Annotated in this window: 3 protein-coding genes; all 3 read left to right on the plus strand. The window is 41.7% G+C overall.

The window, feature by feature from the left end:
• Positions 1 to 160 precede the first annotated feature (160 nt).
• Positions 161 to 2,749, plus strand: a complete 2,589-nt coding sequence (locus tag IIC38_19295; GenBank protein ID MCH8128071.1) for an AsmA family protein — start codon at positions 161 to 163, stop codon at positions 2,747 to 2,749.
• Positions 2,750 to 3,362: 613 nt separating this feature from the next.
• Positions 3,363 to 5,390 carry a S9 family peptidase gene (locus IIC38_19300; GenBank protein MCH8128072.1) on the plus strand — a complete coding sequence of 676 codons (2,028 nt, stop codon included), beginning with the start codon at positions 3,363 to 3,365 and terminating at the stop codon, positions 5,388 to 5,390.
• 288 nt (positions 5,391 to 5,678) lie between these two features.
• On the plus strand, positions 5,679 to 6,737 hold the full coding sequence (locus tag IIC38_19305) for a PA0069 family radical SAM protein (GenBank protein ID MCH8128073.1): 1,059 nt from the start codon (positions 5,679 to 5,681) through the stop codon (positions 6,735 to 6,737).
• Positions 6,738 to 6,942: the final 205 nt, after the last annotated feature.

Genomic DNA, 6,942 nt, shown 5'->3' on the forward strand with positions numbered 1-6,942 from the left:
CTCGAAATTAATAAATGACAAGGAAGTTGATTTTAGGATTATTTCTGGATGTTTACTCTTCATAAAACGAAATTCATCAAAAGATATAAACCCATTAAATATCAATACTCTTTGATATCAATTGTATCTTTAACCACCCAAAACTTAGAGAAAATTTAATATGAAAAAATTACTAATCATCATCGGAGTTATTGTTGGATTATTATTCCTAGCTGTGACGATAATCCCCATGTTTTACAAAGATCAAATCGTTGCCATCATTAAAGATAAAGCCAATGAACAGTTGGCTTGTCAAATGGATTTTGATGATGTTGGTATTAGTTTCTTTCGGGATTTCCCTGGTATTACCGTATCGATTGATGGTCTTAGCCTGGTGAATCGTGCGCCTTTCGAGGGCGATACTTTGGTTCATTTTAATTCCTTTCGTGTTACCGTTGATCTGCTCAGTTTAATTTCGGGAGAATCCGTTGAAATTGTTTCGATCCTGTTGGATCAGCCGGATATTTCCCTCAGGGTTCTTGCAGATGGCACGCCGAACTGGAATATCATGAAAGAAACAGAAACGGTTGAAGCTGCCCCGGAAAGTGAAACGGAAGAATTTGGTTTAACCCTGCAAAGATATGAAATTCGAAACGCCAATCTCACTTATATAGATGATCAAACCGGAATGAACCTGGCTGTGAAGGGATTTAACCACAGTGGCTACGGGGATTTCACCCAAGATATCGTCTATTTAAAAACAGACACGAAAATTAAATCTCTAAGCGCCGGAGTTGGAGATATTAACTATTTGCAGGATATTGAAACTCATTTCGCAATCGAAACAGTGATCGATATGAAGAACCTTTCAATAGAACTGAAAAAAAACCAACTAAGGCTTAACGACTTTATTTTTAATCTCGACGGCTCATTAAAAATCGCAGAGGAAACTACCACTGTTGATTTACAGTTTAGCACTGAAGAAACAGATTTTAAAAGTTTGGTTTCCCTGATCCCAATCCTCTACCAGAAGGATTTTTCTGAGCTGGAAACATCGGGTCGATTTAGCTTCCAGGGCAAAATTATCGGCAATTACAGTGAAAATGAATTCCCCAAAATTGACTTCAAATTTGAAGTCAATGATGGCATGCTAAAACTTCCGGACATGCCAAAACCCATAGATCATTTTGCTTTTGAATTATTTGTGGTAAACCCGGGAGGAGATCTAAACAACACCCTGATTAATTTACGAAAATTTCATTTCGAAATGGACCGGCAACCATTCGACGCCCGCCTTATTGTCAGCAGGCCTTTTTCCGATCCCACTTTCAGCGGCTTTATTAAAGGCAATATCGATTTAGGTAACATCAAAGAACTCCTGCCATTAGAGGAAAATACTGAAATCGCCGGCCTCATTCAGGCAAACCTGGAATTTTCAGGCAGTCAGAAAAAAGACCTGGAAATCAATGGAAATGGGCAGCTTAACTTTTCAGAGATCATTTATTCGTCCCCACAACTTCCCGAACCCTTTTCCTTAAAGGAAGCATCGATAACTTTTACACCTGCAAAGGTTTCATTAGATCGGTTTAGTGCTCAAATCGGCAAGAGTGATATTAAGGCAACGGGCCAATTGGAGAATGTTCTTTCTTACTTCCTCAAAGATGCAGAATTAAAAGGCAACCTTGCAATCAGTTCTAATTTTTTTGATTTGAATCCATGGATGGCAGGACCCAGTGCTGAACTTTCAGCGGTCGAGCTACCCGGTAAAATTGAATTCCTGATGGATGTGCAATTCAATGAAGTGCTTTTTGATAATCTAAAATTGCAAAACGTCAGAGGATCCCTGGTTCTTAAAGACAAAGTCCTGAAGATGGATGGCCTCTACATGGAGGCATTAGGCGGAAAAATGATCGCTTCGGGTAAATATGACAGTAACATTCCACAGACCCCAACCATCGATTTCGATTTTTCAATCAGCCAGGTTGGATTTGCCGATGCATACAATAGCTTTATAACTGTGCAAACCTTTGCACCGATTGCAAATCATCTCCATGGCAATTTTAATGCAAAAATAAAGTTAAGTTCGCAATTGGATAATAACCTGGTACCGCTTTGGCAAAATTTCACCAGCCATGGCAAGCTGGATATTGCCTCTGCAAGTTTGACGGATTTCGCACCTTTCAATCAAGTTGCAAAAGCAATTAAATGGGATAAAATACAAAATCCTACTTTAAATAATTTTCATCCTTCATACTCAATCGAGGAAGGCCGAATGAAAATTGAACCATTCACGGTCACGATTGAAAATACGGATATGGTTATCTCGGGATCATACGGGATTGATAAATCATTGAATTTTGATTTGATCCTCAAAATGCCCGCCAGTGAGCTAAGGGGTCAAACAGCGAATGCCCTCACTAACCTTGTTGGGAAGAAAGTGAGCTTGGGCACTGATGAGACAGTTGACATATTGGTTTCTATAGGGGGCACTTATGACAAACCAATTATAAAAGCATCTTTGGGCGACATTGTAAAAAGTGTCACATCCGGTTTGAAACAGGCAGCCGTTTCCGAATTAGAAAGTAAAAAAGATGAAGTAAAACAAGGCATTGTAGAAGCTCTAACCAAAAAGAAAACCGGAAAAGATTCAACAGCAGGCAAATCAACTTTAGAACAAATTGCAAAAGAAAAATTCGAGAAAGAGAAGAAAGAAGCGGAGAAGAAAGTAAAAGATAAACTGAAGAATTTATTCAAAAAGAAAAAGAATTAGCTGAGGCTCAAAGAAACAGTGTTGTCACTATCGTGACGGATCTTGTTAACTAACACACCTTACGTTAAGTTAAAATAGATTCCTTCTGAATGACATTAGATGCTTATTAATGTTTTTTCAGGATGATATTGCGTTCACAAAGTCTCGTTTTAAGCAGGATTCATTCTGTGTTTGATCAAGTAAATAGATTCCCGATAATCCCGCCCAGGAGGCTGTTGCAGAATAGGCAAAAAGCCTGGAATTGTCATCCTGAACGGAGCGAAGCGGAGTGAAGGATCTTGTTTGCAACTCGTTGTAACTCTCGTATAATCAAGTTATTAAGGGCTGTACCAGCAAGATTCTTCTCCCGTCCAGGCGGGATCAGTATGACATTTCAGATGATATTGCGCATTCTGCAACAGCCTGCCAGGCGGAACTGGAATGACAACAGAGTCGTTCCTAGTCTCATTCATGCAGGAATATAAATCAGTGTTATTCGGTGTTTAAAAAAATTGCAGCATCAAACAACTCAGTAAAAATCTAAAATTCAAAAAATTGTACTTGCATTCCATTTTCTTTCAAGGTACGTTATTTTAATCCCTAATATTTTTTAACTCAACCTTAGGAGTGAGTCATGAAGAAATATCTTTCCATTTCAATATTTTTCTTAATTATTACCCTATTTTCATTTGCTAATCTGGGTGCCCAGGAGCCTGTTAAAAAGCTCACCCTGGACCTTTACCTGGATATGGAGAGTGTAAGCAATCCACAAATATCTCCGGATGGTAAACAGATTATTTACACCCGGAGATGGGTTGATAAAATGAATGACAGCCGGAAATCTTCGCTTTGGATTATGAAAGTGGATGGCTCCAAAAACCGGTTCCTGGTTGAAGGATCTTCGGCGCAATGGTCACCCGATGGTTTTCGCATTGCTTTTACTGCCAGCGGAAAACCGAAAGGAAGTCAAATCCATGTCCGGTGGATGGATGCCGAGGGTGCGGTTACGCAAATCACCCGGGTCGAACAATCGCCATCAAACATCCGGTGGTCTCCGAACGGGAAGACCATTGCATTCTCGATGTTGGTGCCCGAAAAAGATAAGTGGACTGTTAAACTGCCGGCAAAACCCGAAGGCGCAAAATGGACCAAGGAACCTCGTATCATCGATCGACTTCGCTACCGCCGAGATCGAAGGGGATTTATAAAAGAAGGATTTAACCATGTTTTTATCGTCCCTGCTGACGGCGGTACCCCACGACAAATTACATCGGGCGACTTTAGCCACTCATCGCCAAGGTGGACTCCGGATGGCAGTGAAATTATCTGCAGCAGCTTGCGAGTTGATGATGCCGAATACCAATGGCGGGAATCTGAGATTTATGCTGTCAATGTGAAGACCGGAGAAACGAAGCAATTAACCACTCGAAAAGGACCGGATGGCAATCCTGTCCCATCTCCCAATGGTAAATATATTGCCTATACGGGTTACGATTTCACAGATGATACCTATATCACCAACAAAATTTATGTCATGAACAGGGATGGTTCAAATCCGCATAAGATCTCCGGAGATTTTGACCGGCGGTCTTCCGGTTTAACCTGGGCAAGAGACAATAGCGGTGTATATTTTAACACACGCAGCGAAGGCAGCCGCAATGTTTATTTTGCTTCACTAAAGAATGGCGTAAAACCAATTACCGAAGGAACCCATTATATATCAGTAAGCAGCATCAACAAAAATGGTAAGGCTGCGGCAGTTTGGGCCGATTCTCATAATCCCGGTGATGTGATCGCTTTTGACTTGAAAAAACCCAAGCAGATTACCCAATTGACCCATGTAAATGAAGATATCCTTTCGGATGTCAAACTGGGAGAGGTCGAGGAAATCTGGTATAATTCTGTGGATGATTTTAAAATTCAAGGATGGATTGTAAAACCACCGGATTTCGATCCGAATCGAAAATACCCACTAATTTTAGCCATCCACGGCGGTCCCCATGGAATGTATGGCGTCGGATTTAATTTTGCCTGGCAAAACCATGCCGCGGAAGACTTTGTGGTTTTGTATACCAATCCTCGCGGCAGTGACGGCTATGGCAGTCCATTTGGCAACGCGATAAAGAATGCCTACCCTGACAAGGATTTCGATGATTTGATGAAAGGCGTCGATGAGGTGATTGCCAAGGGCTATATCGATGAACGAAACTTGTTTGTGTACGGCGGCAGTGGCGGCGGTGTCCTAACCGCATGGATCGTCGGCCATACGGATCGATTCGCCGCTGCTTCTTCCAACTACCCGGTAATCGACTGGATTAGCTTTGTCGGCACAACGGATGGCGCCAGTTGGTATCGTAACTTCAAGAAATTTCCATGGGAAGATCCCAGCGAGCATTTAAAGCGATCCCCGCTCATGTACGCCGGTAATGTAAAAACACCGACCATGCTGATGACAGGTATCAAAGATTTGCGCACACCGATTTCCCAAACCGAAGAGTTCTACATGGCGCTGAAAGTGCAAAAAATCCCGACGGTAATGCTGCGTTTTAATGAGGAATGGCACGGTACCAGCTCTAAGCCATCCAATTTTATGCGCTCGGTGCTTTACCTGAGAAGCTGGTTTGATAAGTATACGACAAAGGATGAGATTGCCGGGAGGTAGGTACAAGCTTTAAAATCAAATCAATCTAATTGTCAAACCCCGGTGATTAAAAAAGATTCACCGGGGTTTTATTTTAGGTGGATTAATATATTATTTTGTGTACTGAGAGTATTTATTTAGTTTTCATACTACTGAATAAATTGTTTAGGACTGACAACTTTTATCCTCATATATCCATTTCAACCGATTCCAAAGTTTTAATCGTTAACATTGTGTATTATTTAATTTTGAAATTTGAACATCCATCATTTTTTTGATAGCTTTATTCCTCATTATTTAGGAGCACAATTGCCTGTTCATCAAAACAACATTCGCGGTCGCGGCGCCGCAACGAATCCTCTCAATCGATTTGAAACCATCTCCATCGAATTCGATGAGCCGGACGGCCAGAAAAATGAGTTGAAAGGTACCCAATATTTTAAGGATTCATCCAAGACATTCATCACTTACAACGACAGCCCGGATGTGGGATTCGACGCAAGCATCAATCCTTATCGCGGTTGTGAACACGGCTGCATTTATTGTTACGCCCGGCCATCCCATGAATATCTAGGGCTTTCGGCGGGATTGGATTTTGAGAGTAAAATTTTCGTTAAGGAAAATGGACCGGAAATTTTGGAAAAAGAATTATCGCGCCCCAAATGGAAACCGCAGGTGCTGGGTATCAGCGGTGTAACCGATCCCTATCAGCCGATAGAACGCCACTTCAAACTAACGCGCCGTTGTCTTGAAGTGTTGGTCAAATTTAAAAACCCAGTGGTGATAATCACCAAGAACCACATGGTAACCCGTGATTTGGACCTATTGAGTGAGCTTTCATCCATAAACGCGGCATTGGTCATGATATCGATTACGACTCAAAACAGTGCGCTGACCCAAATCATGGAGCCACGGACATCCATTCCTGCACGGCGATTTGAAGCCATCGAGAAATTAACTGCGGCTGGCATCAAAACCGGTGTTCTCGCTGCTCCAATTATTCCGGGTCTAACCGATCACGAAATTCCATCGATCTTGAAAATGGCTGCTGACGCCGGAGCAGTTTGTGCCGGCTACATAATGCTGCGCATGCCCTATGCTGTTGCACCCCTGTTTGAGAATTGGCTGGAAAGACATTATCCCGATAGAAAAGACAAAATTCTAAACCGGATTCGGGATATCCGTGGTGGAAAATTAAATGACCCTCGGCTGGGAACCAGGATGAGAGGGGAAGGCGTTTTTGCAGATGAAATCCGGAACTTGTTTGATCTGTCTTGCCGGAAAGCTGGACTGAACAAGGAGAAGCCGAATCTCACAGCACATCATTTTAGAGTATTGGCTGATAACCAGTTTGACTTTTTTTCTTGATCCTGGAAAATAATAATTAAACAGAATTAGAAATAGGTAGGGGCGAAGTATTTTTCACAAAAAGACAAAACCCATCTGAAACCGGAGTCGTCTACATACACATTACGGACATTTATCATCGGGAAAATAACATAATTATCGAGTCCGGATAAACCATTAACAGCCATTTTCTCGCTGAAATAAATCTTTATTGGGTCTCTTGATG

The organism is candidate division KSB1 bacterium (genome assembly GCA_022566355.1).
GTDB lineage: Bacteria > Zhuqueibacterota > JdFR-76 > JdFR-76 > DREG01 > JADFJB01.

Bases quoted from the DNA above. Each gene is read 5' to 3' on its own strand.
- IIC38_19300 (MCH8128072.1), top strand. From the start codon at position 3,363: ATGAAGAAATATCTTTCCATTTCAATATTTTTCTTAATTATTACCCTA.
- IIC38_19295 (MCH8128071.1), top strand. From the start codon at position 161: ATGAAAAAATTACTAATCATCATCGGAGTTATTGTTGGATTATTATTC.